General features: G+C 74.2%; 2 protein-coding genes. Both read left to right on the forward strand.

The genetic code is table 11. From position 1 onward, the window contains the following. Nucleotides 1-2369 (forward strand): SDR family NAD(P)-dependent oxidoreductase (locus tag AC2VNT_RS03740; RefSeq protein WP_486945577.1); only part of this gene is annotated, 2369 nt, incomplete at its 5' end. Beyond that, nucleotides 2362-3697 (forward strand): condensation domain-containing protein (locus AC2VNT_RS03745; RefSeq protein ID WP_486945578.1); only part of this gene is annotated, 1336 nt, incomplete at its 3' end. The genes AC2VNT_RS03740 and AC2VNT_RS03745, both read left to right, overlap by 8 nt.

A 3697-nucleotide genomic window follows, 5' to 3' on the forward strand; every position in this document is an offset into this window, starting at 1 on the left:
GCCTCGGCGAGCTCGCCGCCGCCTACACCGCCGGGGTCGTCGACCTGGACGCCGCAGTCGCCGTCGTCATCGCCCGGGCCGAGCTGGCCGCCGGCGCCCCGGGCCGGTTCGGGATGGCGATGATCGGGTCGGATCCCGACGCCGCCGCAGCGCTGATCGCCGAGGCGCCCGGCTGGCTGGAGCTGTCGGTGGTCAACGCACCGCAGTCGGTGGTGGTCTCCGGCGAGCTGGCCGCGGTGCACGACGTGCTGCGCCGGGCCGGTGAGCGGGGAATCTTCGCCCGGGAACTCCCGGTCAGCTACCCGGCGCACACCAGTGCCCTGGAGCCGCTGCGAGCGGCGCTGCTCGACCGGCTCCCGGATGCGCAATTCCACAGTGCACCGGTGGAATTCATCGGCTCGGTGTACGGGGGATCGGTGCCGCCGGGAAAGACGTTCGGCCAGTACTGGTTCGACAACCTGCGCAACCCGGTCCGGTTCGACCTGGCCACCGCCGCCGCGCTGGCCCGCGGGGTCACCACGTTCATCGAGATGTCGGCGCACCCCACCCTGCTGGTCGCGCTCGGCGACACCGCCGGCGCCGCGCAGGTGCTGGGCAGCACGCTGCGGGAGCGCCCGGCGCCGGAAACACTGGCGGCCAACATCGCCGCCGCCGCGATCACCGACCCCGGCTACCGGTGGCGGGACCTCAGCCCCGCCCGCAGCGGCCCGGTGTTGCGGCGCTTCCCGCCCGCCCCGATGCACACCACCAAACTGTGGGCCAAACCCGACCCTTTGCCCCCACACGATCCCGACGCCCCGATCGTGCTTTCCGAGGAATGGCTGCCGGTCGACGCCCCGACCCGGGTGCCGGCCGAGGTGGCGGTCGTCGACTACACCGGCGACTCCGTCGAGCTGACCGCGCAGCTGACCGCCGCCCTGGGCGCCGGCGCGGTCACACCCGCCGACGCCGAAACCCTGCTGCTGGTTGCGCCGCCGGGTCGACAAGACGAGATCAACGCCGCCGTGGCCGGTTTCGCCGAACATGCCCGCGCCCAGGCCGCGGCCGCACCCGGGGAGCGCTGCCGGCGGGTGTGGCTGATCACCGCCGGTGCCGAGCGGATCGACAGCGACCCGCCGGCGCGGCCGGGGCCCGCCGCGGCCGCGGCCCTGCACCGCAGCATCGGATTTCACTACCCCGACCAGACCTTCGCCCACCTGGACCTGCCCGGCGAACCGGCCCCGGCCGACATCGCCGCGGCGATGTCCGCGCTGGGCCTGGCCGACACCGAGGTGGCGGTGCGGGCCGGGCGGCCGGCGGTGCGCCGGCTGCGCCGCCGCCGGTACGCCGCGGCGGCCCGGATCACGGTGCCCGACACCGTCGTCATCACCGGCGGCACCGGGGCGATCGGCTTGGCCTACGCGGACTTCTGCGCCGCCCACGGCGCCCGCGACATCACCCTGCTCAGCCGCAGCGGCGACGCCGTCGACCTGACCGAGCTGACCGCCCGCACCGGGGCACGGATCACCGCGATCGGCTGCGACGTCACCGATCGCGGCGCCCTGTGCGAGGTCATCGCCCAGCATCGGCCGGCCGCGGCCGGCCTGCTGGTGCACACCGCATCCGCGCCGGCGCTGCCCACCGAGCACATCACCGCCGCCGCGACCCGGGATGCGCTGGGGGCGAAGGTGATCGGGCTGGCCAACCTGGCCGAGCACTGGCCGCTGACACCCGACGCCCAGGTCCTGGTCTGCTCGTCGGTGCTGGGCTTCTGGGGCGGATCCGGGCACGGGCTGTACGCGGCGGCCAACCGGATGGCCGACGTGCTGACCGCCCAGCTGCGCGGCCGCGGCCTGAACGCCCGCTCGATCCGCTGGGGGCTGTGGCAGACGGTTGCGGTGGTCAGCGGCGCCGAGAAGGACCGCATCGCCCGCACCGGCCTGACCCCGATGCCCGCCGAGGCCGCCATCACCGCCGGGTTCGCCACCGAGCACCACGACCCGGTGATCCTGGCCGCCGACTTCGACCGGCTGGCGGTGTTCTTCGACAGCCAGGGGGTGCCGGCACCGTTCGAGTCGCACAATCCGGTGACCGCGACACCGGCGGGTGCCGCACCGGGCCGGCCCCTGCCCGAGTCGGTCGCCGCCGAACTGGCCGGCGTACTGGGCCTGGATCACCCCGACGACGTCGACATGCACCGAGCGCTGGTCGATCTCGGGCTGGATTCACTGCTCGCCCTCGACCTGCGCAAGCGACTGGCCCGGGCCACCGGGCGGCGGGTGGCGCTCGGCCCGCTGCTGGCCGGCATCAGCGGGGCCCAACTGGTGGCCGCCCTGGGCGACGACACGGCGCATCCGGCATCGGAAAGGACTGTTCTCTCCCATGACTGACATCGCCGACCCGGAACTGCGGCTGCAACTGCTGCGTCGCCGGCTGGCCGAGCGCGGCCTGACCACCGACCAGGGACCGGCCGACCGGCCGGCGGCCGCGCCGGCGATGAGCGACGGGCAGCGCCGGATGTGGTTCGTGCAGGCCCTCGACCCGGACGGCACCGTCGCCAACATCTCGGTGTCCTACCGGCTGACCGGGCCGCTGGACGCCGCCCGGCTACGCCGGGCGCTGACCGCGGTCGCCGCCCGGCACCCGGTGCTGCGCACCACCTTCGGCGTCGACGACACCGGCGAACCGCAACCGGTCGTCGGCGCCGTCGATCAGGTGCAGCCCGCCTTCACCGAACACGACCTCACCGACCTCGGCGAGCAGGCACGCGGGCTGCGGCTGGAGGTGCTCGCCCAGCGCGAGTTCGCCACCCCGTTCCGGCTGGAATCGGATGCACCGCTGCGGATCACGCTGATCCGCACCGCCTCCGACGAGCATGTGCTGCTGCTGGTGGCCCACCACATCGCCTGGGACGACGACTCGTGGCAGGTGTTCTTCGACGACCTCACCGCCGCCTACACCAACCCCGAGACGTTCGCCGAACAGCCGCAGTCGCAACCCAACCCGGCGCCGTGCGGCGATGATGGCGACCTGGACTACTGGCGCACCCTGCTGGCCGACCCGCCCGACCCGCTGGAGCTGCCCGGACCGCACGGCTCGGCGATCCCGCAATCGCTGCGGGCCGGACTGTGCACGGTGGCGGTGGGGCCCGAGCTGATGAACGGCGTCACCGAACTGGCCCGCCGGCACGGCGCCACCGGATACATGGTGGTCGCGGCCGGGCTGTCGGCGCTGATCTACCGCTACACCGGGACCGGCGACTTCCTGATCGCATCCCCGGTGCTCAACCGCACCGCCGGAACCGAGGGCGCCATCGGCTACTTCGGCAACACCGTGGTGCTGCGGGCCCGGGTCGGCGCCGCCGACCGGTTCACCGAGCTGCTGGAGCGCACCCGCGACACCGCCCTGGGCGCCTTCGCCCACCAGGGCATCAGCCTGGACGCGGTGGTCCGTGAACTCAACCCGGACCGCCGGCACGGCGGGGTGGAGCGGCTGGCGCGCTTGAGTTTCGGGTTCCGCGCGGCCGCCGACGACGGCTTCCACCCGGCCGGGGTGCGCTGCCGGCGGGCCGGCTACCGCGGCAAGACCGCCCAACTGGCGCTGGGCATCATGGTCGAGGCCGACGGCGACGGCGCGCTGATCGAAGCCGAATACCTGCTCGACGTGCTCGACGAAGCCCTGGTCGCCCAGCTGCTGCGGCACCTGGTGCAGCTGCTGG

It is taken from the genome of Mycobacterium sp. TH-M15, assembly GCF_057473705.1.